General features: G+C 49.3%; 23 protein-coding genes and 1 pseudogene. 6 read left to right on the forward strand and 18 right to left on the reverse strand.

Annotated features, from left to right (window positions below; all coding sequences use genetic code 11):
- Positions 1-33 precede the first annotated feature (33 nt).
- The 3 genes from K0A93_00885 to K0A93_00895 are packed head-to-tail and all read left to right on the forward strand — an operon-like array spanning position 34 to position 4,078.
- Positions 34-954, forward strand: a complete 921-nt coding sequence (locus K0A93_00885; protein ID MBW6510656.1) for a DmsE family decaheme c-type cytochrome — start codon at positions 34-36, stop codon at positions 952-954.
- A 45-nt stretch (positions 955-999) separates the two neighbouring features.
- A complete protein-coding gene (locus K0A93_00890) occupies positions 1,000-3,069 on the forward strand; it encodes a hypothetical protein (GenBank protein ID MBW6510657.1) in 2,070 nt (689 codons plus the stop codon).
- Positions 3,070-3,094: 25 nt separating this feature from the next.
- Positions 3,095-4,078, forward strand: coding sequence for an ABC transporter substrate-binding protein (locus K0A93_00895; protein ID MBW6510658.1), 984 nt, complete (start codon positions 3,095-3,097; stop codon positions 4,076-4,078).
- Between the two features lie 110 nt (positions 4,079-4,188).
- On the opposite strand, the gene K0A93_00900 is transcribed toward K0A93_00895, so the two are convergent.
- Complete coding sequence (locus K0A93_00900; protein MBW6510659.1) at positions 4,189-4,476, reverse strand: PxxKW family cysteine-rich protein; 288 nt, start codon at positions 4,474-4,476, stop codon at positions 4,189-4,191.
- Positions 4,477-4,649: 173 nt separating this feature from the next.
- On the opposite strand from K0A93_00900, the gene K0A93_00905 reads away from it, so the two are divergent.
- Both K0A93_00905 and K0A93_00910 read left to right on the forward strand, forming a co-directional pair.
- Positions 4,650-4,931 (forward strand): hypothetical protein, encoded by a 282-nt coding sequence (locus K0A93_00905; protein MBW6510660.1) that lies wholly within the window; start codon positions 4,650-4,652, stop codon positions 4,929-4,931.
- A gap of 76 nt (positions 4,932-5,007) precedes the next feature.
- A complete protein-coding gene (locus K0A93_00910) occupies positions 5,008-6,435 on the forward strand; it encodes a phosphoglucomutase/phosphomannomutase family protein (GenBank protein ID MBW6510661.1) in 1,428 nt (475 codons plus the stop codon).
- A gap of 95 nt (positions 6,436-6,530) precedes the next feature.
- On the opposite strand, the gene rpmB is transcribed toward K0A93_00910, so the two are convergent.
- The 17 genes and pseudogenes from rpmB to K0A93_00995 form a co-directional block, all read right to left on the reverse strand.
- Positions 6,531-6,722 carry a 50S ribosomal protein L28 gene (rpmB, locus tag K0A93_00915; protein MBW6510662.1) on the reverse strand — a complete coding sequence of 64 codons (192 nt, stop codon included), beginning with the start codon at positions 6,720-6,722 and terminating at the stop codon, positions 6,531-6,533.
- A gap of 100 nt (positions 6,723-6,822) precedes the next feature.
- A complete protein-coding gene (locus K0A93_00920) occupies positions 6,823-7,275 on the reverse strand; it encodes a DUF523 domain-containing protein (GenBank protein MBW6510663.1) in 453 nt (150 codons plus the stop codon).
- Positions 7,275-7,937 (reverse strand): phosphoribosylglycinamide formyltransferase, encoded by a 663-nt coding sequence (purN, locus tag K0A93_00925; GenBank protein MBW6510664.1) that lies wholly within the window; start codon positions 7,935-7,937, stop codon positions 7,275-7,277. Before purN ends, K0A93_00920 begins: the two co-directional genes overlap by 1 nt.
- Positions 7,938-7,953: 16 nt before the next feature.
- Complete coding sequence (gene purM / locus K0A93_00930; GenBank protein ID MBW6510665.1) at positions 7,954-9,003, reverse strand: phosphoribosylformylglycinamidine cyclo-ligase; 1,050 nt, start codon at positions 9,001-9,003, stop codon at positions 7,954-7,956.
- Between the two features lie 385 nt (positions 9,004-9,388).
- The gene (gene coaD, locus K0A93_00935) at positions 9,389-9,880 is read right to left on the reverse strand and encodes a pantetheine-phosphate adenylyltransferase (GenBank protein ID MBW6510666.1); all 492 of its coding nucleotides are present in this window, start codon (positions 9,878-9,880) and stop codon (positions 9,389-9,391) included.
- A 53-nt stretch (positions 9,881-9,933) separates the two neighbouring features.
- Positions 9,934-11,538 carry a caspase family protein gene (locus K0A93_00940; protein MBW6510667.1) on the reverse strand — a complete coding sequence of 535 codons (1,605 nt, stop codon included), beginning with the start codon at positions 11,536-11,538 and terminating at the stop codon, positions 9,934-9,936.
- Positions 11,539-11,721: 183 nt separating this feature from the next.
- Positions 11,722-12,282, reverse strand: coding sequence for a 16S rRNA (guanine(966)-N(2))-methyltransferase RsmD (gene rsmD / locus K0A93_00945; protein MBW6510668.1), 561 nt, complete (start codon positions 12,280-12,282; stop codon positions 11,722-11,724).
- A gap of 248 nt (positions 12,283-12,530) precedes the next feature.
- Entirely contained in the window at positions 12,531-13,049 is a 519-nt protein-coding gene (locus K0A93_00950; protein ID MBW6510669.1) for a menaquinol oxidoreductase, read from the reverse strand.
- 65 nt (positions 13,050-13,114) lie between these two features.
- Complete coding sequence (locus tag K0A93_00955) at positions 13,115-13,960, reverse strand: HAMP domain-containing protein (GenBank protein ID MBW6510670.1); 846 nt, start codon at positions 13,958-13,960, stop codon at positions 13,115-13,117.
- Between the two features lie 150 nt (positions 13,961-14,110).
- Positions 14,111-15,367 (reverse strand): annotated as a pseudogene (locus K0A93_00960) (polysulfide reductase).
- A complete protein-coding gene (locus K0A93_00965; GenBank protein ID MBW6510671.1) occupies positions 15,364-16,320 on the reverse strand; it encodes a 4Fe-4S dicluster domain-containing protein in 957 nt (318 codons plus the stop codon). The pseudogene K0A93_00960 and the gene K0A93_00965 overlap by 4 nt, the downstream one beginning before the upstream one ends.
- Before the next feature lie 40 nt (positions 16,321-16,360).
- The gene (locus K0A93_00970) at positions 16,361-16,888 is read right to left on the reverse strand and encodes a cytochrome c family protein (GenBank protein MBW6510672.1); all 528 of its coding nucleotides are present in this window, start codon (positions 16,886-16,888) and stop codon (positions 16,361-16,363) included.
- Positions 16,889-17,141: 253 nt separating this feature from the next.
- Positions 17,142-17,384: a hypothetical protein gene (locus K0A93_00975; protein MBW6510673.1), complete on the reverse strand. Its 243-nt coding sequence runs from the start codon at positions 17,382-17,384 to the stop codon at positions 17,142-17,144.
- A gap of 40 nt (positions 17,385-17,424) precedes the next feature.
- On the reverse strand, positions 17,425-17,817 hold the full coding sequence (locus K0A93_00980) for a response regulator (GenBank protein ID MBW6510674.1): 393 nt from the start codon (positions 17,815-17,817) through the stop codon (positions 17,425-17,427).
- Between the two features lie 62 nt (positions 17,818-17,879).
- A complete protein-coding gene (locus K0A93_00985; protein ID MBW6510675.1) occupies positions 17,880-18,104 on the reverse strand; it encodes a hypothetical protein in 225 nt (74 codons plus the stop codon).
- Positions 18,105-18,588: 484 nt separating this feature from the next.
- Positions 18,589-20,019: a sigma-54 dependent transcriptional regulator gene (locus K0A93_00990; GenBank protein MBW6510676.1), complete on the reverse strand. Its 1,431-nt coding sequence runs from the start codon at positions 20,017-20,019 to the stop codon at positions 18,589-18,591.
- 21 nt (positions 20,020-20,040) lie between these two features.
- Positions 20,041-21,759 carry a HAMP domain-containing protein gene (locus tag K0A93_00995; GenBank protein MBW6510677.1) on the reverse strand — a complete coding sequence of 573 codons (1,719 nt, stop codon included), beginning with the start codon at positions 21,757-21,759 and terminating at the stop codon, positions 20,041-20,043.
- Between the two features lie 344 nt (positions 21,760-22,103).
- Between K0A93_00995 and K0A93_01000 the strand changes: the two genes are divergently transcribed.
- Positions 22,104-22,793 (forward strand): site-2 protease family protein, encoded by a 690-nt coding sequence (locus K0A93_01000; GenBank protein ID MBW6510678.1) that lies wholly within the window; start codon positions 22,104-22,106, stop codon positions 22,791-22,793.
- Positions 22,794-22,795: the final 2 nt, after the last annotated feature.

A 22,795-nucleotide genomic window follows, 5' to 3' on the forward strand; every position in this document is an offset into this window, starting at 1 on the left:
GCATTGATCCCGGCCTGTTCCGACTTGTCTTCAATGCGTTCCGATACACCATTGTTGCCGGTCAAGGAATATGAGCGGATGATCGTCGGACGGCTTGATGCAGATTATGTCGGGGATGATGCCTGTCTGGCGAAATGTCATGCGCATGACAAAATTGCCGATGACTTTCATAATTCTGTACATGGTGCGCAAGTCCAGGTGGAAACAGGGTTGCCACTGGTTAATTGCGAATCGTGTCATGGCCCTGGAAGTCTGGCGATCGAAAAAGTTCAGCGTGATGGTGATAAGTGCAGCAGCGACCGGCTGCTCAATTTACATTATCTCCCCAAACAGGCTCAATCACTGATCTGCCTCAAGTGTCATTCAGCGTCGTCAACGCCGGTGTTGACTTACTGGTCCGGGAGTACACACGCCACCAGCGATGTCTCTTGCAGTGATTGTCATGCCTTGCATGTTGGCCCCCAGCAGAAAGTCAGCCGCCAGGAGATGTCGGAGCTGTGTTTCAAATGCCATCAGCAGGTCAGGATGGAGTTTGCGAATTTTTCTCATCACCCTGTTCCGGAACACAAAGTAATGTGTGGTGATTGCCATAATCCCCATGGAACTGCAAATGATAAAATGCTCAAGGGGGCGACAACCAGACAGGTTTGCACCCGCTGTCACATGGAGTATCAGGGCCCCTTTGTTTACGAACATGCTGACCTGACAGAAAATTGTTCCAATTGTCACACCGCGCACGGGTCACCGAACGAGCCGCTGCTGGAAGTGGGGCAGCCGTTTCTCTGTTTGCAGTGCCATGCGGGCCATTTGGGCGGGAATAACCATTCTGCACGAGGGAGTTTGTCTTCCCGATCGATGAAGGAGACCTTTTTCAGTCGATGCACAGATTGTCACTCAGCGATCCATGGTACTGACATTCCTTCAAAATCCGGCGGGACTTTTATCGCGCGATAATTTGTGGTTGGCTGATCTGTATTCGAATAGTAACGGGAGCGTCTTGTGAATAAATATAGGGTTACCGGTAATGGCGTGACATTCGGGTGGTTACTTTTTGTGGTTGGCTGTGCTGTGCTCCTTCCGGGAGTGGCGTTTGCATCCAGTTTGGTCGCTGGCGGCGGTTACTCCGTTGTCAGTGACGAAGATGCGCCGGGGCGGGCTGCGGAATATCGTGAACATGAATCAAGCCCCACCTTTGATTTACAGGCGTTGGTTGGGTCCGACAAAAAGCACCTCTATCTCGATGCTGCCTATAACAGTGAAAACGATTATCGCGTTGAATCTTCACTCGATGTCATGACCGTGCTGCACGTGAATCTTCGACTGGAAAAATTATTTCATAATCTTGATCATATCCCCTATCGGCCAGGGACTACTGATTCTCGCAACTTGGCTGTAACCTACAATTCTCCATTCATTGCCGGTGATGATGTCGTCACCCGTGCCGATTATGCTGATCAGAACCCAGCTGACGAGTACTCATTGGACGCTCAAACATTCCAGGTGGACATGCGTTACAAACTTCCGGATATCCCCGCACATATTAATCTTGGATATTGGCGCTATCAGAAACAGGGCACCAGGCAGTTACGTTTCATGGATGAAGATTGTGCTACTGCCTGTCATTTACAAAGCCGCACCCGCACGCTGGATCGGGTGACAAATGAGTTCACGGCCAGTGCTGATGGTCACCTTGGTTTTTTTGATCTGATCGTTAGCTACCTGTATCGGGATTTCAAAGACCAGGAGGACACTCCGCGAGATACGTTTAGTGCAATTGATGGCCGTCGCCTTGCGGGAAGCGCAGAGCATAGTGAAGACCCCGACAGCAAGATGCAAGAGGCAACCTTGGCCGTCCATACTTCTTTATCCGGGGGGGTTGTTGCCAATCTTTCCTATACGCTGGGGAAGCGTGAAAACCAATCGTTATTGAAGACCGTTTCTCCGGTTGAAGCGGAAGTCGATTATTACAAGGCTGCCGGAGATTTTGCCTTTACTCCATCGGATACTGTGAGTATGATTCTTCGGTTACGTCAACTCGATCTGAATTACGATAACAACTCCGCGATCACCTCAAGTTTGACCCCTGCCGTTGCACCGGTCAGTGAAAATCTGGATCTCAAGGAGAATATTATTGAGCTGATTTCGACCTGGCGTTTGAGCCGCAACCTGCAACTCAAAGCGTTGCTCAAACGTGGCGAAACGCAACGTGATAATGTCGACACCACGTTTGCGGCAGGCTGGCAGCCCCCCGCAGAGGAAGTTAAGTCAACTTTCAAGATGGGCGGGTATTATAAATCCCGAAATGACCGCAGATTGAGTGTCAACACGACCTATACCTTTGAGAAGAACGCTGCTCCGGCTTATGCGACGAGTAGTTACGACAGCCATGAGCTATCCATCAGTACGTCGTTCCAGCCTGCGTTATCCTGGGGGGTCAACGCTTCGGCGCGTGCCGGGGTGGATTTGGCTAATTATGCGGAGTCGCTGCTGATCTCTTCCGGGGTGTATACCTTTGAACGAAATCGTGAACGGCAGAAGCAGAATGTTAATTTCGGGATTTGGACCGTTCCGGCACAGCGGGTCAGCCTGAATTTTAATTACGGGTTTTTCCGCACGGATATTACGCAGGATCTTTTGTTCGGCAACGATGCCGACCCGCAAAGCGGGTTGCCTACTGCTCTCACAGCCGTTGAATCCGGACATACTTTCATGGACCGGGATGTTGAATTCCTGCAACAGATCCATCTGCTGTCGGCTGACCTCGGGATCCAACTCAGTGGTTCGGTCAGGCTGCGTCTGGCCGGGCGTTACGTCCGTGCAACAGCTGAATATTCTCCGGATTTTGATTACCTGGTGGAAATGGATTATCTTGCCACGGCGGAAGGATTGGCTGATATTGGTCGGATTGATCTGGTACAGAGCGGAGCAGAGGTTGGCATTGATTGGCGAGTTATGGAACGATTGCGCTGTGGTGCCGAGATCAGTTATGTTGATTACCATGACAAGAATATGTCCACATTCGATGGCTCGGTGACGCGCAGCATGGTGAATATTGCATATGTCTGGTAGGATTCAGATTGGACAGGGACGGGTGATGAGCTTGGGCGGATATTTATTTGTAAAATTCAGACTGCTGCTATTGCTGGCCGCAGTTGTTTCTCAGCTTTGGATTGCTGTTCCGTCGTTCGCCGCTGAAAAGAAATTTATGGCGGTCGTGATAACCGGTGGGCTGGACCGTTACCGTGAAGCCCAGGAAGCTTTTGAGAAGATTATTGAAGCTGGCGGGATGAAAGATAAAATTCAGATTTATGTACAGATGCCCAACCCTGATCCGATGTCGTGGGCAAATACTATTCGTAAAGCGGTTGGCCTTGGTGCTGATTTAATCGTCACCTACGGGGCTCCGGCAACCTTGGTGGCGATGAAGGAGTCATCTTCAATCCCCATCGTGTTTGCGGATGTTTACGATCCTGTAGCTCTCAATATCGTCAAGGATTTAAATATTACCGGTGGGAACATCACCGGGGTCAGTAGCAAGACGCCAGTTGAGACGTTGGTCGCGGCAATCTTTGAGATCAAGAAATTTAAGAAAGTTGGCATTCTGTATACAAAATTTGATCAAGGTTCGGTACTGCAATCGGATGAGTTTGAAAAACTGCTTGCAGCCCGAGGTGCCGGGACGGTTCGTGAGAACGTTGTCAAAGCTGGCGATATTGCCGCGGCAACACAAGCCCTGGTTGAAAAAGCTGATTTATTGTTTGTGTCGGAAAGCGCGGTGTTGCATCTGAAACTGGACGAGATTGTCGCGATTGCCAACGCCAAAGGGATACCTGTTGTTTCGCAAATCCCTCACCTGGCCGATCATGGAGCGCTGGTAACGCTGGCAGCTGATTCTACCGAACAAGGGCGCTTACTTGGTGTCCATGCCATTCAAATACTCAACGGTCAACAAGCATTGACGTTGCCGGTCAGAACACCCCGCAAGGTTGCATTGGCGATGAACCTGAAAGCGGCCAAGCTGCTTAATTTGACAATTCCCTTTCAGGCGTTAAGTATGGCAACTGAGGTTGTGCAATAGACATAGCCGGCCGTGTTGAACCTGGCGTGACCAGGAGGGCAGAGACTGTGTGCTTATCAACAAAAAAACGGACGCTGCAACGTCCGTTTTTTTGTTGATTTGTATAATTTTTATTTCTTTTTCCCGGCTGCTCGCTTCGACGCCTTGAGCGGATTAACCTTGGCTTCGACGCTGTCAATCTTGACTTTTTGGTGGGTTGCGAAATTACACAGACCGGTGGCCCATTTCTTCTCCGGGGCGGGGTAAGAAGAGCAAACAGAACCAATTTCACTGTTAACGATTCGATCACAACCTTCACAGGCAACGACGACATTGTGACAGGCGTTGCCTTCAAAAGAACAACCTTTTTTGGTCCAGAAGTTACACTCATTTCCGGGCTGAATGGTTTGACACTGCATTGCTATATACCTCCCTGATCTTTCCTTGTGGGTTAGATTTGTTTTGAGTCCAGAACTCTTATTATCCGATTTTTTTGAAGTAAATGTCAATCTAAAATTTGTCCGTAATTCTGTCTGTTCGCTTGACGCCCTGTGTGTCGTCAGGTACTCTTCGACTCAATAAGGACAGGGCTATGACGGATCATATTGCGTGGGAAGAAAAGTGCCGGCGTTGCGGTCGCTGCTGCTTTGAAAAAATTGATTTTAATGGTGCAATATACTACACCAACGAACCCTGTGCCATGCTTGATCTGGATACGCGCCTCTGTACCGTTTACCGCGAGCGGCACGAGCGGCGACCGGGTTGCATGGCGTTGACTCCCGAAATGTTGCAACGCGGGATCTTGCCCGCCGATTGTCCCTATGTTGCAGATATCACCGATTATCGTGCACCATATCTGTATGAACCTGATTGATTGCCAAGTTGAACGGTGCCGCACAATGCGACGATGATTCAGAACACCACAATTTGCGGTGAAGGAGAAGATTGTTATGCAGAGGAATATCATCTTTGGAACGTCGGGCTGGCGTGGTTTGCTGGCGGACGATTTTACGTTCGGTAAGGTCAGAATAGTGACTCGGGCAATTGCCGATCATCTGTTGGCCCAAGGGACGGCAGATGGCGGTGTGATAGTCGGTTGTGATGCCCGATTTCTGGGCAAAAACTTCGTTGCAGCTGCGGCACAAATTCTCGCTGCCGCAGGAATAAAAGCGTTTGTTTGCGACCGTGATACGCCCACCCCGGTGATTGCACATGAAATCATTCGCCGGGGATGTAGTGGTGCGATTAATTTTACAGCAAGTCACAATCCGTATGAATATAACGGACTCAAATTTTCTCCCGCATCAGGTGGGCCGGCGCTTCCTGGAACGACTGCCGATATCGAGCGCCGCGCCAATGAGATGAGCGTGGTGGACAATGTTGATCAAATGACCGTAGAACAGGCGCGCTCGCATGGATTGTATGAGGAGATTGACCCGCGTCCGGCTTATGTTGAGTCGATACGCAAATTGGTCAATTTTGATGCCATTCTTTCTTCAGGGCTAATCTTTGCGATCAACCCGCTCTATGGCACCGCTATCGGTTATCTCGACAAATTACTGGGTGACGCTGGGGTGACAGTGATGACAATCAATGACCATCGTGATCCGTATTTTGGTGGCTACCCCCCGGAACCGGCGCAAGCGAACATTGCTCAATTCATTGATCTTATCCGCAACGATTCGCGTCTCAGCCTGGGACTCGCTACAGACGGAGATGCTGATCGTTACGGGATTGTTGATAGTGACGGAACTTACATTGAACCCAACTACATTCTGGCACTGCTGGCAGATTATATGCTGAGAAGTGGACGGCGTGGCGACCTGGCGCGTTCTGTTGCGACGTCGCATCTGCTCGATCGGGTTGCTGCGCATCATGGAGTCAATATTCTTGAAACACCGGTCGGCTTCAAATTTATTGGTGAATACATCGCTGCGGGAAAAATTCTTATCGGGGGGGAAGAAAGTGCCGGTTTGACAATCAGCGGGCATGTTCCTGACAAGGATGGCATCCTTGCCTGCCTGCTGGTGGCCGAAATGGTTGCAGTTGAGCAAAAGACCATAGCCGAGTTGCTGACTGACCTTTATCGCCGGGTCGGTGAAGTACATACCCGTCGCATCAATCTGCGCCTGACACCTGAACTTGAGACTTCTTTTGCTGAGAAAATGAGTGTGACGCCAGACGAGTTTGGTGGCAAGAAGGTGTGCGAAACGAACACCGTGGATGGTTACAAGTTTATTCTCGACGATGGATCGTGGTTGTTGTTTCGCAAATCAGGGACTGAGCCGGTCGTGCGACTTTACGGAGAGGCCAACTGCGAGGAACATTTGCAGGCGATCATCGATGCGGGACGGTCATTCGTTTTGGGCCTCCCGTAGCAGCCGCGGTTTCCTGATTAGATGTGGATAGAATAAAAACGGGGATAAGCGTGCGCTCATCCCCGTTTTTGATGATTTCGATCAGGATGTAACGATCAGCCTGGTTTGACAATCGCTCCGGAACGAATACAGCGTGTACACGCCCTGACGGACATGACCGTGCCATTTTTGAGAGACCGAACTTTTTGCAGATTCGGATCCCAGGTTTTCCGGGTTTTGTTGTGTGCGTGGCTGACATTATTCCCTGTTTGCGATTTCTTTCCGCAAATATCACATACTTTTGACATAATTAAAGCTCCTCTTGGGATTCAAAGCCGTAGATATCTATCACAATTGCACGTGTGATGCAACTCATATTTAGGAATTTATGCATCTTTTTACACGGGTCTAAAAGTCCAGGTCATCCTCGCTTATGACTTCGATCTGCTGCCGTTTTAGTAGTGTCGTTGTGACCCCGTCACCACTGACCACCAGATTCTCCCGGTAAATCTCCCCGACACCGCATGACGGGCTGCGTTGTTTCAGGATCGCCCGTCGGCAATCCGTCAACCTGGCGATTTTCAGCACTTCTTGTGCACCGCGTATAAATGCCAGGTTCATCGATATATCAGCGTTTGTTATCTCACCGTTACCATCGAGGACAGCGGAACCATCACCGTTGACGAACCATGATCGCAGGCGGGGGGTTGGCAAGCCGCCGAGTTGTTCGGGACAAACCGGAATCGGAGTCAGCTTGTGCTGACGCAGATAATCAAGAACCCGATGATCGGCCTTTGTGTTCCCATCGTAGCGGGTGTTCAGGCCGAGTAAGCATGCACTGACCAGAACTGATCGTTCCATCAGTCGTCCAGAGCCGGGTTGACCAATACCCCTGAGGCAGGCTGTGGTGCCGGATCAATGTAAACATGTCGACCGGTGACCTTGACGCGGTTTTCCGCAAATAATTGAATGACACGCGGATAAATTTTGTGTTCCTGAACAAGAATTCGCGCTGCCAGGGTGTCCTCGTTATCATCAGTGAGAACCGGTACCACAGCCTGCATGATAATCGGTCCGGTATCGACCCCACCATCGACCAGGTGGACGGTACAGCCGGAAAAGCGCACGCCGTACTCAATCGCCTTGCGCTGCACGTTAAGTCCGGGGAAAGCGGGGAGGAGTGCCGGATGAATATTAATAATGCGGTTTGGAAATGCGCTGACAAACGTCTCCGTAATAATGCGCATGAACCCGGCCAGGACAACTAATTCAACCTGCGCTGATTGTAATGCGCTGACAACGGCCCGGTCGAATTCATCACGCGCAGAAAAGTCGCGGTGGTTGATGATTTGTACAGGAATACCCGCATTTGATGCGCGGGCGAGCGCACCAGCATCGGGGTTATTGCTGATTACGGTGACAATTTCAGCATCAAGAGATTTGGCGACGCAGTGGTCAATAATCGATTGCAGGTTAGTGCCACCCCCTGAAGCGAGTATACCGAGACGCAGTTTTTCAGTCATCCGCTCCTCCCGGCCCTCAGCTGATAACAACTCGCGGTTCTTCGCCCTTGCGAGCAGCGATCGTGCCGATAACAGTGGCACTTTCACCCAGACCATTGAGACGCATCATGATGTCATCGGTTTCTTGTTCGGGGACAATGACGATCAGGCCGATGCCGCAGTTGAAGGTACGATACATTTCATCCTTGGCAATATTGCCTTTTTCTTGCAGAAGTTTGAAGATTGCTGCTTTGGGCCATGATGTACCATCGATTTGCGCTTTACAATCGTGAGGCAGCACACGAGGAAGATTCTCCGGAAGTCCGCCGCCAGTAATATGCGCAATGCCCCGCAGGTTGAAATCGCGCAGCAAATTGAGTATTGACTTAACGTAAATACGTGTCGGCGCAATCAGGACCTCACCGAGCGGAGCCTCAAGTTCCGGCAACCTGGCATCAATGGCATAGCCCTCTTGCTCAAAAAGTATCTTGCGCGCCAAAGAATAACCGTTTGAGTGCAGTCCACTTGATGCCAGACCGATGACCTTGTCACCAACCGTTATCGAAGAACCGTCGATGATGTTGCTGTTGTCGACAACCCCCACAGTAAACCCGGCCAGATCGTATTCTCCAGTGTTGTACATGCCGGGCATTTCCGCAGTTTCCCCGCCGAGCAGGGCGCAGCCAGCCTGTTTGCACCCCTCAACAATCCCCTTGACGATCTCAACGGCCTTTTCCGGGGACAATTGTCCGGTCGCAAGATAATCAAGGAAAAACAGGGGTTCGGCGCCCTGAACAATAATATCGTTGACACACATGGCGACCAGATCAATGCCGACCGTATCATGTTTATCAAGCATAAAGGCGATCTTGAGCTTGGTGCCGACACCATCGGTTGAAGCAACCAGAGTCGGGCGCGCATATTTGTCAGGTGTCAGTGAAAAGAGGCCGCCGAACCCGCCAATGTCTGCCAGAACCTCAGGACGCGAACACGATTTAACCAGAGGTTTGATCATCTGCACAAAACGATTTCCGGCATCGATATCGACACCGGCATCTTTATACGTTGTTGGTTTTTTTTGAGTCACGTTATTGCTCCTTTTCCCCGAACACAAGCGACCAAAGGTAATTTATCAATCGGGCGATGTCAAGGTAAACTCTTTGCGCTCAGGCGTTTTCGGAAACAGTTTTGAAAATCAAAGATGATGCACTCGCAAAAAAGAATTGGATGGCTAAACAAAAATTTCGTCCTCCAAGGCTTGGTGGTTTTTCAGGGGCGAAGGCCTACATCAGGTAGGTCGAGGTCTTGAAAAACCAGCGTAACGCCGTAGGGCGGACTTTTTGCGACGCCATCAAAGATGGCTCAAATATCACCGACAGGCGCAGCCTTGCAGAGACCCAGAATACACCACGGTTGCAGACGAGATGAACGCCCCATTATTTGGTGGAAGTGCCCTGACCATCGAGCTGCAATCAGGATGAAAGACCGAATTTTTTTTTCAAAGCTGCAACCACCGGCTGAGGAACAAATGCGCTGATATCTCCACCGAGGGAACAGACTTCCTTGACAATCGAAGAGCTCAAGAAGCTGTAGGGGACCGCAGTCATCATGAAGAGGGTTTCAACGCGTTGTTCGACGTTGTGATTCATTTGCGCGATCTGTAGCTCGTACTCAAAGTCGGAGACCGCGCGCAAACCGCGCAGAATGACACGCGCCCCCTGATTAACGACATAGTTGACCAGCAGACCGTCAAAGGTCTCGGTGCGCACCCGCGAATCATCGGCAACGGCAATACGAATCAACTCCAGACGTTCAGCGACGGTGAAGAGTGAATTTTTTTCAGAATTACGCGCCACGGCAATGATCACCTCGTCAAAGACTTCCAGACCGCGTTGAATAATGTCAAGATGACCATTGGTGATCGGATCGAACGATCCGGGATAAACGGCAATACTTTTTTTCATTCGTGTGCCTCCATGGCAGTCTCGCTAATGGTGATTTTAAAAACCCTAGTTTGCTAATCTGCTAACTCGCTAAAGATATAATTAGAGCTGCCACTCACCTGAGGGTTCTGCTCTCTCCCATATTGCCGACGAGCCATGTAGGACACTTCCAAGTCCAAGTAACGCTTTAGTTCAGCCAAGCTGACTTTGTTGTCAGCATTGCCTGACTTACCTTTATCAGCATCACCATTTATGCCTTTAAGGAAATAGCTCGTGAACAGTCCATGTTTAGCTTCTGTGTCCCATGAAGCGACTTCACCGACATTGGTTGCTGTCAGGACATTTATCTTACTCGATGTCTTGGGCATTGATATTGGTTTTAAAGATATGGATGACGCATTGCGAATAATTGTTCCTGCCTGGGAACTTCCAGAGAAGCATGCGTCCAGGACAACTGTAATGCTCTTTGCTGACAGCTTTTCTAGATTGGCGTATAAGGTGTCAATTGAGTAGCCATTGAGTTCTACCGTTGAAGGGTCTGCATTTACAGGCAGTAAGTATCCACTACCATCTTTAAGGCTTGGTGCTCCGTGACCAGAGTAGTAGAAAAATACATCTGATTCGTTGGGTCGAACCCAGTTAAAGAGTTTTCCCATGTGAGATTCTTTGTTTCCAAGTGCAGATACCATTTGCGCCTGAGATGCGTTCTCAAGATAGAGAATATTGCCTTCCTTGTAGCCCTTAGCATTTACCAGATATTCTTTAATCGCTGCTGCATCATTGATTGCGTAATCGACATCTGGCACTGAGTTTCCAGATTTAGAGTAGTCTTTGTTGCCTACAATCAGGGCTATAGAGGAGTCATTGTTAAAATTTTTGCTATTGAAGTTACTGTCTATTAATTTTTGAGCATAAAAATTTGGTTTCAGTTCTTGAATATTTTCTAGGCTGTATTTTTTCAATAAAGACATGGCTTTCGCGGCATCTCTTTTTACGTTAGGGTGAGGATCATCAAATGCAGCATTTTGGATTAAGCTATAGATATCTTCTGTTACATATTTAGATCGCGAAAGGAGCTGAAAAACATGCCTTCTTCTGTTGGCTTTGCTCTGAGTAATCTCTGTAATAATGCCTGTTGAGGCACGTTCAATCACCTCACTGTGCAGGCTACGGTTGTTGACAAGGTATATTGAAAAGGAGGTTTTTATCAAATAGTCCATATTTTTAGACATTATTTTTGCGTAATTTATTAAGTCATCCGTGTAATAGTCGTGATCAATTAGAGATGAAATTATCAGTGCAACGATATTTCTGTGCTTCTCCTCTTTCACATGGTCGGCAAGGAACTTTACAGCGTTTTCGTGTGGTGAATTAGCTAATAATTTTGCAATTTTAGCTCTTTCCCGATCTTGTGTCTCTTGGGGAAGAAGAAGCCCCAAACGCTCTATTAATTCATTATCTTCAAGAGAAAAAGGGTTGTTAATTGCCGTGCCAATCGCTTTTGAGAAGTGCCTATTTTTAGTGTCAAAAATAATCTTTTTTAGTACATCATTGCCAGCTTGTGTATAAAGTTGGCTCTCTTTGGTGAGGCCATATTCCTCATACCAAGCACTACCAAAGAATCCACAGCAGAACATAAACACGAGCAGGCAAAATAGCAGGGATAATAAGCGATTCATAGCTCTCTCCTGGGTATGTATATCATCAATAAAACAGTAAAGGCATGTACGCTCAGGAGGTTTAAGAATGGTAGGTAGGCAGGACTTCAGCCCTCCTGAAGTGACATTTAGGGAAACACGATACTAAAACATCTCTCATAATGCAAGAACACCCTGATATTCTGACTTTTAAGACAATAGTATTCAATTGGAATCGACAAACAAACGAAACCGGATAGCTCCATAACGGCGGTCGTCGCACAAGGTAAAGGCGCGGTTAACGACATCCAGCTTTTCTTTTGTCCCGGTTTCAACGCAGATGATACCGTTTCTGCCCAGCAGCTGCATTGCAGCAAGCATGGCCAGGGTGGCCTCCGCCAGCCCCTTGCCGTAGGGCGGATCGAGAAAGATCAGGTCAAAGGGCGCTTTGTTCAAAACCTGTGGCGGTAAATGCAATACATTGCTGCGCACCAGGGTCACCTTGTCGGACAAGGCACAGCCAGCCATGTTACGGGTAATCAGTTCGATCGCCTGCGGATTATTGTCGACGCAGGTGGCACTGGCGGCACCGCGACTGACGGCTTCGAGAGCCAACGCCCCGCTCCCGGCAAAAAGATCAAGAACGCGTATACCGTTCAGGGAACGGCAGCGGCTGAGCAGAATACTGAAAAGGGCTTCACGGGCGCGGTCGCCGGTGGGGCGAATCTCCTTACCGGTAAACGTTGCCAGATGTTTTCCCCGGGCGCTACCGGAAATGATGCGCATAAATAATTCTCTTGTAATTGCGGGAGGTTGCCTGTGGATAAAATTAGCACGGGGAGGAACGTTGGTCAAGTAACGCAGCGCGGGACTAGTACCCAGTAACCCATAATCTTTCGTATCTGGCTGGTTCTTTGGCGTGTCAGCTGCGTTGCGATTTTAGCTGTTTAACTCTGGCTAGGCAGCTGAAATCACGCCTTGCTGACCCGCCAAATCCCTGCGCCATCTTTCGAAATCCTATGGGTTACAGGGTACTACTCTTTTTGGGCAACCTGCATGCTCTCCAGCAGGGCGCGTTCTTTGCGGATCGCGCTACTGCTGTATGCCCAGATATGATAATTTTCCAGCCCCATAACGCTGGTCCCGGAAAAAAAAACGGCCCAGAAATTATCCAGAAGGGCACCGGACAGATGGTAAAAGATATAGAAAGCGCAAAAAAAAGCGGTATGCATCCATCCAAGGAAAGGCGTAATGTTATGGCTCATTCTTGCCAAGGTTCGGACAATGCTCGAAAAGGCATATATAACCAGGGCCAAGCTGATCATGGTTGCTGGCGGGGGGGTGCCGAGGAGTTGTCGCACCTCAGTACCGAGGGCAGGGAAGATTGAAAATTCATAAAAAGCGGACAAGCTCACCAGCAGAAACAGAACCATTGCCCAAAGACCACTTCCGGCGATTCGTTCAAGGGTCTTGATGCGTTTTTCGATGCGTTCTCGCAACTTTTCCCGATCGGGAAAGGGACGCACCTCGCGGGGGGATTCCGCCTGGCTCATCATTAGCTCCTTCTGCCCACCACAGAGTGTTCAAAACTGAACCAACTGTAACATAACGATCAGTTTTAGGACAGAGAATCTGGCGAATTAACACCCTGTTCCTTGTGTAACAAACGGTGTTCGAGATCTTTTACCTTGTGAGACATTTTTTGAAAGGCATGGGCCAGCCGGGCGATATCACCGCTTACTTCCGGAAAATCATCCTCAAGCATGCCGTTCTGGGGGGTTTCAGTAAAGTTGGTCAGTTTTTTGATTGGCAAAAAAACCTGGTTGTACAGGATGGCAAAAACAGCCCCGACAGTCAGAATCAGAACCATCCCGCTGAATATAATCATGCGGTTTTTCAGCTGTCCGAGCGTCTGTTTGAGAGGGGACTGAGAGAGGCCAATATCGATTGTTCCAAGCAGTTTCTGGTCGGCATTATGTTCGTGGCAGGACGCGTTGGAACATTCCGGTTCATTGTAGATCGGTGCGGTGATTGCCAATACGCTGTTGCCGGCGTCATTGGTAAATTGGCGTGCTTGTGACATGGTGCCAAGACTGTGTTTCGGTTCTTCTCCGACGTGACACTCCTTGCATCCTGCTGCTGATTTGTTGATAAACTTGTACCGTTCCCCACTTTCGCGGGTAAACATGATCAACCCCTTTTTATTGAAAATACGTAAATGTTCCACCTGTTTTTGTCCGCCGATGCTGCTGATGATGTTGCTCAAAGTATCCCGGTCATCTTTAAGCATGGCGTAGCGGGTTGATTTGATCACCGTATCGGCAAGATCAGCCGCATGCTGAATTTCACCCTCGGTCAGGTCTTCCTTGACAAAGCTGTATAAAAGCACACAGCAGGCAATGACAAATCCGGTAACAGCGCAGGCGACCGGGATGATAGCACGACTGTTTATGCTGCTGAGCATGATGTGACTCCTTGCGCTATTCATATGACTGCGGGACCGCAACGGGCGGTCCCGCAGTCATGCTTTTTAATCGATCCGGCGATACAGGGCACCCGCCGGTAAGGGAGCTGTGGTGATCGTATTTGTCTTGACTGCTTCTGCGGCAAGGGCTTCTTGCGGTTGCTCTTTCCACGCATAAAGAATTGGCAGCCGATAGAGGATAAAGCGATAGACCACAACGTAGATTGCAAAGACCGTCACGGTGATGAGCACTTCAAATACGTGAGGGATCTCCTGATAGAGTTGCCAGTTGAAAGTGATGAGTGCGGTATTTAAACGATTCAGGACAATGCCAAAGACGGTGATAAATGCTCCCAGCCGGGCCAGACCAACCATGCGATGACGAATCGCGTAGGCGAAGAGCACAATCGGCAGGACCACGCCGAAGCCGATTTCAGCCATAAACCAGGCGCCCCAGCCGGTGGCCAGATACCCCCACTCATTATCGTGGGCAATGCCGATCAATTTGATGGCCAGGTAGGTGATCAACGCCAGACTGGCCCCTTTGGCCAGACCCAGAGTACAGCGGTCGAGATTGTCGAGAAAGTTTCTGTCACAGCGCCAGCTCATGGTTTTTCTGACGATGGTGCTGACCGCGATCACCATGCAGAGCCCCGCCGGAATCGACGAACAGAAGAAATGAATCCATTGAAACGACGCTGAATACCAGAGTGGGTGAACCTTTCCCGGTGCGTAAGTGAACAGCGCCCCCAACGCCCCCTGGTGAAGGGTTGAGAGAATGATACCGGCGATGGTCAGTCCGATGGCAATCCGGCGCACAAAGCGTTTACCCCCCAGCCACCCGATCCATTCGAAGAAGGCGACAGATACTTCAGCGACCTGTACCGACAGATAGGTGGCGACGTGCCAGGCGACCAGAAAGAGCACTGCGGCCGGCCCGAAAGAAACCACCATCGGGTAGGGTAATCGCCACGGCTGACCAAGATCAACCAGCAAGTAGACGACAGCAAAAAAGTACCCCAGCAGACCGTTAAGCAGGGCCAGGCGTTCAATCGGCTCGAAATCGTGGCGACCGAAGATTTCAACGGTTGTTCCGAGCATGAATCCTGACGCAGAAAGTGGCACCATTGCAAACAGACCAAAGCCCAGAAACAAACCCCAGGGATAGTCGTTTGATGCATGAGTGACGACGCCGAGTCCGAACAGATAACGATAGGCGATCAATGGCAGTCCGATCGCGAAGATGATCCCCAGAATCCAATTGAACGGATTGCGTAACGCCTGCCCGAAATACTGTCCTGGGGTCAGCCCGAAAAAGAGTTTTTGTTTTAGGCTCCAGCTATGGCGAGACTCTTTGTTGATCGGTGAATCAACGAGTTTCACCCCGCATTGAATCAGACTTTTCATTGTTCATCTCCCTCGTCGCCTGGTGTTGTGTCGGCGGTTTGGTCATGCCCCTCATGGCCGTCATGTTTTTTTGCAAGGAGGTGGAAACCGGCAAACATTGCGGGCCAGATGGCGAGAACCATCGGCACGGTGCCGAGGAAATCCTTCACCTGATTGATAATTGGATCGTTCCCCGGATTCGGGTCGAAACCCACTTCGCTAAAGGGTACCGGGGACAGATACATCCAACTGGTTCCACCCAACTCGTTTTCTCCATAGATTCGATTCACGTAGCGGCCTGGGTGTGTCTGAATGCGGTTATTTCCGATTTTGAGTAGTTCCTTGCGCTTGCCGAAGGTTAGTGCTTCCTGCGGGCAAATCTCGACACAGGCCGGTGGCAGGCCATTCTTCAGCCGTGTTTCGTGGCAGAAAATACACTTTTTAACGACTGGATCAAAGGCGCTGGAGTAACTGTAGCCAGGGATGTGAAACGGGCAGGCAATCATACAGTTACGGCAGCCAACACAAACTTTGGAATTATAGATGACAGCCCCTTCCTTCGTTTTGGTATAGGCATTGACAAAACAGGAGGTGAGGCAGGCAGGCTCGCTGCAATGATTGCACTGCACTTTGCGGTAAACGGGCTGATCGCTGCTGGCAGGTTGGTAGCGATTTACAACCGTATAGGCATTTTCATCGGGACGCCGCAACTGTTTGCCGTCATGGAAAGTTTGGTCAAACACTGATTTGTCATCAAAAGGTAACTCCGGTGCTGGCAGCTGTTGCTCCTTGTTGCAGGCTGCTTCGCAGCTGCGGCAGCCGACGCAGCGCGTCAAATCGACCAATACCCCCATGCCCTCCGGGTAGCCGGAAAATGATCCGCTTGCCAGGGCTTTTTTTGTGCCGGCCAAAGTTGTGGCGGCACATCCTGCCACACTCGCGGCAAGAAATCTTCGTCGACTGATTCCACTCATAACGACTCTCCTTATCCTCAAAAACATGCTTCGGTGAATGTCATTTCAAATCAAACAACTGTTTGACCCAATTCGTGTCAACGGGGGACGCATCCGCGTGAAACAAGGCGTCGCCGTCCGGCGTTCTGGTATGACACGTCTGACATCCCGTTGGCCCATTCATCGTTTCATGGCAACCGACGCAGTTCCAGTGATACACCGCTTTCAGGCCGGGTTTGTCGATATGAAACTGGTAGCGGGACAGGGCTTTTTGATTAAGGTGTTCCGCAGAAAATGGATCGACGACATGGCAATCACGACATGCAACGTTAGCGACACCGTCACTGTCAGTATGGCAGCTTACGCAACGTGAGTCGGTTGTTCCTGTTCCGGTGGTATGATGATGGCAGTGCGAGCAATCTTCCCCCAACTCGGTATGCATGGCATGATCAAATTTGACGCCGGAGAAATACTTGACCATGGTATCGAGCGACACTTGTTCAGGCATGTCGCCTGCCAGACTCAGGCTACCTGTCGCGAGGATCGACACCGCCATGATCAAGGTAACTCCGAATAACTTAGCGTTCATAATTATCACTCCCTTTACTAAAGATCGCCCAGCAACACTATTTGTTGGCGTCAGCGGAATTTGAATTCAAATACTTATAGTACATCGGGAAAGCGATGAAAAATGCCACACAGATCAGGTATTCAACGCCCTTGATATACTGATAGTAATCGACCAAGGTGTGAACACTCTGCCACTCACCTATCGATTGAAGTACCTGTTCAATCATTTTTTCCTCCCATAAATTCGTTACAATTAGCGGTTCCTGATCAGATCAGTTTTTTTTGCCACTATATGCCGCCTGCTTTCCTTCTCCCTTGATCAGTCCCTTGATAAACCCGACCAGCAAGATGATTGTTGGCATCAGCTGCACCAGAATAATCAAGGCACAAAAGGCCAGGAAAGAACCAACCAAAATTCCGCTGGAGTAAGTCTTGGTTGTGTCCACGGCAAAGGCTGGTTCTATCATCAGTGCCAACATCGAGAGTCCCATCAGTAAACTTCTGAACTTTTTCATAACGCCTCCGTTAAGTTGTTGACTCATGTCATTATTGCAGTCACACGTCTGCAGAATCGTGAGTCACTTTTTCAAACGCACATTTGACCGCCTGACGTAACTCTTCCTCATCGCCCGGACGGATCGGCTTGAGGGCGTGGTAGAAAATTCCCTCACTGCGCGCCTTGCGAATTAATGCTAAGGGGAGTTCGCTGGCAACCAGAATGATGGTCAGATTGCGGTTACACTTTTTAAGGATCGGAATTAATTCAGTTGCCAATAATTCATCAAAGCGGGGGCTAAGCAGGACAACCTGGGCGGTTTTTTTAAGGATCCCGTAAAGAGCTCCCGCCGCTGAGTTGGGCACAGATACTTGATAACCCGCTTTGATGAATAGATCTGCCATACGTTTTCTCGACAACACGTCTTCGTCTGCGATCAGTAATCCTGGCATGTGCATCATTGTTATTCTCCCACCCAAGGCCAGACGGTATTGGTTCACCCGACGTGTTGCGGTTAGCTCTTATTGACCGTTGTTTTTGCTTCTTTGGAGAACAATCCCCTGATCAAACCGAAAAAAAGAATCATCGCCGGAATTAATTGGGACACAACGATCAATGCAAAGAATCCAATGAAAAAATAAGTCAGAATTCCTGTTTCTCCTTCTGGTGTACCAGCTGCGGCATAAGCGGCTGAAGCTGATCCAGCCATCATCGTTGCCATCATTCTCAGTGTTTTCATAACGGCCTCCTTCTCGGGTTGTTGAACATATTCCGTCGCCGGAGATTCTTGCTCCGGCTTTGAGTAAGGACTTGTGCAGGATTTGAACCAAAATTTGAAAAACTTAATAAAAAGCGCAATTAGCTGTTTTTTAAGGATTTATTCAATGGTCATAAAATGGAACGCGATTCAGAAAAGATGCAGGTGTATAAATAAAATATGCGTCTGGAAGTGGCCGGTTGCCACGTTTGAGCGGGAAATGCTTATAACTTGCTGAAAATAAATACGTTTTTTTAAGCATATAAAAAATAATAAAAATATACGGTATGTATAAATATTACATATATGCAGGAAGGTGGGTGTCTGTGAGAAAGATTTGTGCGGCTGCTATCGATGAATGGACGGACAGCTACCGACACCGGATAGAATGTAACACAGCGCAATATTGATGGCGTTTTACGGGGCTGGCTGCTGTCTGGCCCGGTAAAAAAGTAAAAGCGAGATATTACCTCACTACCCGAGCATTGATGCTGATCCCCTGTTTTTTGAGCATCGCCTGAAAATTCGTCCGCAGCATTCCGACCTCCTCTGCGGCCTTGGTGATATTCCAGTCGTTGCGATCCATGGCATTGAGGAGGAATGCTCGCTCCAACGGCAGAACCGCTTGTTCACGCAGCAATTGTTTGCGTTCCTTGAGTTCATTGGCATCCAGCGGAACAGTTCCGGAAACGTCCGTTGCCACGACAACGCGATTATCATTGTCCTCCGGGATCTCCAGATCCTGACACTGAATAAGGTCAGATTGGGTCAGGACCACGGCCCGTTCAATAATGTTTTCCAGCTCGCGCACATTGCCGGGGAAGTCGTACTGTTCCAGCCGTTTGCAGACATCAGGGCTGAACCCTCTTATCTCTTTTCCGTTTTCTTCAGCAAAACGTCTGAGAAAATGGCTTGCCAACAACATCAGATCCGCGCGGTGTTCACGTAATGCAGGGAGTTCAATGGGGATAATATTAAGCCGAAAAAACAGATCCTCACGGAAAGTGCCCTGCTTGACCATCGCCCGCAGGTTGGCATTGGTGGCGGCAACCAGGCGAATGTCAATAGCGACCAACTCTGTTCCACCGAGGGGGGTAATGACGCGTTCTTGCAGCACGCGCAGTAATTTAGCTTGTGTCGTCAGGCTGATATTGCCGATCTCGTCGAGCAGCAGTGTGCCCCCTTCGGCGACTTCAAACAAGCCTCGTTTGGTTTGTGTTGCTCCGGTAAAGGAACCTTTCACATGCCCAAATAATTCACTTTCGAGCAAGCTTTCTGCCAGAGAAGTGCAATCGATCGCAACAAACGGATGTGAACGTCTGGGGCTGTGGGTGTGAATCGCGCGTGCGACCAGCTCTTTGCCGGTACCACTTTCTCCGCTGATTAATACCGTGCTGTCGGTCGGAGCCACTTGCAGGATACGTTGATAAAGCCGTTTCATTTGGCGGCTGTTGCCGATCAGGCGATCGAAACCGCCGGTTTCAGTCATCTCGCGTCGCAGACAAATATCGTCGATCAGTACCGCTCTGCTTTCAATGGCGTTCTTGATCTTGTCGATTAATTCCTCGTTGGTAAATGGTTTGGCCAGATAATCCGTCGCACCGTTTTTAATTGCCTCCACAGCATTTTCTATCGCGGCGTAACCGGTAATCAGCACTACCGGGAGTTCCGGCTGACAGTTGCGGATCGCCTTCAATACATCAAGACCGCTCATTCCGGGCATCTTAAGATCGGTGACCAGGAGCCTGAACTGTTTTTGCTGTAAACGATCGAGAGCGGCACGACCGTTGCTGACCGCTTCTACTTCGTACCCTTGCGCAGAAAGAATGCGTATCAATCCTTTGCGAATGACCGCATCATCATCGGCAACCAGAATCGTATCAATTTCGCCATTCATATTGCCTCGCATTGTGAAGATTCAGACTGTCGAAAGTGTGGCTGGGTTGTTGCCAATGTCACTGCTGTGCGGAAAGACTTGTTCCAATGACTCCTCGTTGTCGAGAAAAAACTGTTCATCAGCATGAGCGATGGTGTGAATTGGCAACTCAATAGTAAACACAGTCCCCTGATCAACAACGCTTTCAACCGCCACCTGACCACCGTGGTTCTGGATAATCCCGTAAGAGACGGAAAGGCCGAGTCCCGTTCCTGCCACACCGTTCAGTTCCTGATTCTTCGTCGTGAAGAATGGATCAAAAATCCTGCCCAGATTCTCTTCGGGAATCCCATGCCCGGTGTCAGCGATCGTAGTAATGAGTCGGTCACGTTTTAAATCGGTGCAAATGGCAATTTTCAGGCATCCGCCCTGCGGCATTGCGTGACAGGAATTGACCAGCAAGTTAATAAAAACCTGTTCCACTTGATTCGGATCAACGTCAATTTCAGGCAAGTCAGCACTGTAGTCGCGCTCAATTAATATATTGTTAACTTCAGCATGGTGCTTCACCAGTGATACGGTTTGTTCCATGATATGCACCAGGGATCGGGGTTGTTTTTCAGGGATTGATGTTCGCGAAAAGTCAAGCAGACGCTTAACAATATCGGCACATCGCTTTGTCTCATGCACTATGGTGAGAGCGTCATCGCGCTGCATTGCATCGAGTCGCGGATCAGCAGAAAAAATGTTGGCAAACATCAGGATGCCGGTCAGTGGATTATTGATTTCATGGGCGATACCAGCGACCAGCTGCCCCAGCGAGGCGAGTTTTTCAGATTGCACCAGTTGATCGCTGACCTTGGCGATTTCCTTGGTCCGTTCCAGCACTTTTGCTTCGAGTGTCTCAGTCAGTTCGCTGTATTCATCGCGGGATTGTTTCAAGTTAGCTGTCATATCGTTAAATGCATCAGCAAGCTCGCCAATTTCGTCGTTCGACTGCAGGCTGATGTGACTGTCGAGTTCCATGTTGGAAACTTTGCGCGCATGCAAAAGAAGATTATGTACCGGGCTGACGACCATGCTCTGTGTCATCCAGCTCAGACAAACAATCACCAGCATCAACAAGGCGACACCAAAGGTAGCAATACTGTTGCGGTAGGCGCTCTCCTGCACGCCGGTTTTGGCCAGTGAACCCTGGATTTCGAGAAAACCAAGGGTCGTGGTGTCTGCTTGATGGACATGACAGCTTGCTGTGTAACAGGTCGGTTTGTTTTCGATTTTTGTTGTGACACTGAGAATTTTTACGCCACTGTCGGTTTCGAAAATTTTTCTGCTGTCGTTGTGAAAAAGAAATTCGTCACTGTAGATGTCGATGTCATCATCATGGTATGTGTTGGTCGTATAAATCGGGTTTCCAATTTCTTGCTCGGTGGTGGAAAAATGGATCAGTCCGTCGTTGCCGATAAGGCGGATCCGTTCAATTTTTTCATGGGAACAGACTTCAGTCATTATCTCATAGACGCGCTGCCGATTGTCTTCCAGCATCTGAAAGTGTGTTGTGTGCAGGATAATTTCACTGATTGTCTCAATATCATCCTTGGCATCGTTTAAAAAAATTTTGCTGAGTGTTTTAAGGTTGAAAAAAGCAAAAATTGAGATGGTGATGAGCAGCACGACGCCGGTGCGAAAGGTAAATTTGCTGATAATGCTTTGACGAAGAGTCTTGAAGAGCGCCATGTCCAGCAATCTCGCAACCTTCATAAATGGGGTCGAGGGTCGGGGGCACCCCCCAGCCAAACGGTCTTGCACATAAAACCTGCATCTCACCTTCGTCGTAACGAAACAATTTCAGTAGAATTTTGTGTTAATTTCTTTTAATTGTATATACTAAGGTGTAATTTTTGTCAAAGATTTGTTTCCAACTGAATAAAGAACAGGAATATCTCGAAAAATTCTGGTTATTACCTCAAGTTTCTCAGCTGTGCCCGGAGCAACGCGTTTTTTTCAGCGATAAATTCGGACCATCATCCCTTGATTGACATGCGTCGTCGCTGTTGCTAAATTGAGCGGCATTTAAGTAAACTGACGGGGAACTCAAAAAATTCATGGAACAGATTTTTGTCAAAATTTCAATTATGCTCGTTCCGGCGCTGTTGGCGGTGACCGTGCACGAGGTGATGCACGGCTTTGTTGCCGACAAACTGGGCGATCCGACGGCGCGCTTACTGGGACGTCTGACGCTTAATCCGATCAAACATCTTGACCCGATCGGCACCGCTGCGTTGCTTTTTTTCGGCTTCGGCTGGGCACGCCCGGTGCCGGTGAATTTTGCTAATCTGCGTCGCACCAAACATGACATGGTCTGGGTCGCGCTCGCTGGACCGTTGTCGAATCTGGCGCTGGCACTGGCATGTGCCCTGGTGCTGCGCGGTCTGGCATTGCTGGTCTCTGCCACGGCGATCATGGAAACTGTCATCGGGGCATCGATTGAACCGCTGGCATTGATGGCCGCTTTTGGTCTTTATATCAATTTGATTCTTGCGGTCTTCAACCTGATCCCGTTGCCACCGCTTGACGGCGGGCGGGTTATGGTCGGGCTGTTGCCACCGCAACAGGCCGCCGCACTGGCGCGGGTCGAGCCGTTCGGATTCGTCATTATTCTCTTTCTGATTTTTTTCACCAAGGGGTGGGAACTGGTGCTGTCGCCGATTATCTCTTTTTTGGTAACCCTTTTCGCTGGCCCGCAAGCCTATGTCGTGCATCAGGCGATGTCGTTCCTTTTTGCCCAGGGGTGATC

Source organism: Desulfuromonadaceae bacterium, from assembly GCA_019429445.1.
In the GTDB taxonomy this organism is placed as follows: domain Bacteria; phylum Desulfobacterota; class Desulfuromonadia; order Desulfuromonadales; family JAHYIW01; genus JAHYIW01.

Bases quoted from the DNA above. Each gene is read 5' to 3' on its own strand.
- K0A93_00980 (MBW6510674.1), bottom strand. From the start codon at position 17,817: ATGCCAGGATTACTGATCGCAGACGAAGACGTGTTGTCGAGAAAACGT.
- K0A93_00900 (MBW6510659.1), bottom strand. From the start codon at position 4,476: ATGCAGTGTCAAACCATTCAGCCCGGAAATGAGTGTAACTTCTGGACC.
- K0A93_00910 (MBW6510661.1), top strand. From the start codon at position 5,008: ATGCAGAGGAATATCATCTTTGGAACGTCGGGCTGGCGTGGTTTGCTG.
- K0A93_00995 (MBW6510677.1), bottom strand. From the start codon at position 21,759: ATGAAGGTTGCGAGATTGCTGGACATGGCGCTCTTCAAGACTCTTCGT.
- K0A93_00940 (MBW6510667.1), bottom strand. From the start codon at position 11,538: ATGAATCGCTTATTATCCCTGCTATTTTGCCTGCTCGTGTTTATGTTC.
- K0A93_00885 (MBW6510656.1), top strand. From the start codon at position 34: ATGCGTTCCGATACACCATTGTTGCCGGTCAAGGAATATGAGCGGATG.
- K0A93_00895 (MBW6510658.1), top strand. From the start codon at position 3,095: ATGAGCTTGGGCGGATATTTATTTGTAAAATTCAGACTGCTGCTATTG.
- K0A93_00965 (MBW6510671.1), bottom strand. From the start codon at position 16,320: ATGAGTGGAATCAGTCGACGAAGATTTCTTGCCGCGAGTGTGGCAGGA.
- K0A93_00985 (MBW6510675.1), bottom strand. From the start codon at position 18,104: ATGAAAACACTGAGAATGATGGCAACGATGATGGCTGGATCAGCTTCA.
- K0A93_00920 (MBW6510663.1), bottom strand. From the start codon at position 7,275: ATGGAACGATCAGTTCTGGTCAGTGCATGCTTACTCGGCCTGAACACC.
- K0A93_00975 (MBW6510673.1), bottom strand. From the start codon at position 17,384: ATGAAAAAGTTCAGAAGTTTACTGATGGGACTCTCGATGTTGGCACTG.
- coaD (MBW6510666.1), bottom strand. From the start codon at position 9,880: ATGAAAAAAAGTATTGCCGTTTATCCCGGATCGTTCGATCCGATCACC.
- K0A93_00950 (MBW6510669.1), bottom strand. From the start codon at position 13,049: ATGAGCCAGGCGGAATCCCCCCGCGAGGTGCGTCCCTTTCCCGATCGG.
- K0A93_00905 (MBW6510660.1), top strand. From the start codon at position 4,650: ATGACGGATCATATTGCGTGGGAAGAAAAGTGCCGGCGTTGCGGTCGC.
- K0A93_00990 (MBW6510676.1), bottom strand. From the start codon at position 20,019: ATGAATGGCGAAATTGATACGATTCTGGTTGCCGATGATGATGCGGTC.
- K0A93_00955 (MBW6510670.1), bottom strand. From the start codon at position 13,960: ATGCTCAGCAGCATAAACAGTCGTGCTATCATCCCGGTCGCCTGCGCT.
- K0A93_00970 (MBW6510672.1), bottom strand. From the start codon at position 16,888: ATGAACGCTAAGTTATTCGGAGTTACCTTGATCATGGCGGTGTCGATC.
- rsmD (MBW6510668.1), bottom strand. From the start codon at position 12,282: ATGCGCATCATTTCCGGTAGCGCCCGGGGAAAACATCTGGCAACGTTT.
- purN (MBW6510664.1), bottom strand. From the start codon at position 7,937: ATGACTGAAAAACTGCGTCTCGGTATACTCGCTTCAGGGGGTGGCACT.
- K0A93_01000 (MBW6510678.1), top strand. From the start codon at position 22,104: ATGGAACAGATTTTTGTCAAAATTTCAATTATGCTCGTTCCGGCGCTG.
- rpmB (MBW6510662.1), bottom strand. From the start codon at position 6,722: ATGTCAAAAGTATGTGATATTTGCGGAAAGAAATCGCAAACAGGGAAT.